This window comes from Micromonospora sp. LOL_024 (assembly GCF_048060415.1).
Taxonomy (GTDB): Bacteria; Actinomycetota; Actinomycetes; order Mycobacteriales; family Micromonosporaceae; genus Micromonospora.
The window spans coordinates 1-749 of sequence record NZ_JBHMIS010000168.1 but is presented as its reverse complement, the minus strand read 5'-3'; the positions used below and the strand labels follow the sequence as shown (position 1 = coordinate 749).

The 749-nt window shown below is 69.6% G+C and carries 1 protein-coding gene; it reads left to right on the top strand.

Features of this window, described 5'->3' with window-relative positions:
* Nucleotides 1–158: 158 nt before the first annotated feature.
* The coding region (locus tag ACFHWY_RS28735; RefSeq protein ID WP_416583364.1) for a transposase family protein at nucleotides 159–749 on the top strand (591 nt) is incomplete at its 3' end.

The following is a 749-nucleotide window of genomic DNA, read 5'->3' as shown; positions in this document are numbered from 1 at the left end:
CAGGGCCTTTGCAAGTTCCGGGGTCGTGCGGCTGGTCGGGTTGTGACCGGTTGGGGTGGATAACAGGGCAGGCACGGGTTTCGTGATCATTGTGGTGTCGAAGCCAGATGATCACGAGGTGGCCCGTGCCTGCTGTCGCATCTTCTCCCATCCCTGCGGTGCTGGTGAAACTGGGGCCGCTGGACACCGGCCGGATCGCTGACCTGCGCCCCTACCTCGACTCGGTGCCCGACCCGCGTTCCCGGCGGGGCCGGTGGTACTCGCTGACCGCGATCCTGCTGGTGTGCGCCTGCGGGGTCGTCTCGGGCGCGAAGAGCATCGACGAACTTGCCGAGTGGGGCCAGCGCGCCTCGACCGCACTGCTGGCAGTCATCGGGATCCGCGTGCATCTGTTCAGATGGCGGCGCACTCCGTCGTCGGCCACGATCGGCCGTGTGCTGAGGGCTGTGGACGGTGACGCCCTGGACCGGGCGGTGTGCGCCTACCTCGCCAACCGGCATCGCGCCGCCACCGAGCCCACCCGGGCGCCGTCACCGTCGGTGTCCCGGCGGCTGCGCGTGATCGCCGTCGACGGCAAAGCACTCAAGGGATCGGCCCGTCTCACCGCGACCCGCCGGCATCTCCTCTCGGCGGTCACGCACGGCACCGTCGTGACCCTCGCTCAGGTCGAGGTCGGCGCGAAGACGAACGAAACCACGCACTTCCAACCGCTGCTGGCCCCGCTGGACCTGGCCGGCGTCGTCGTCACC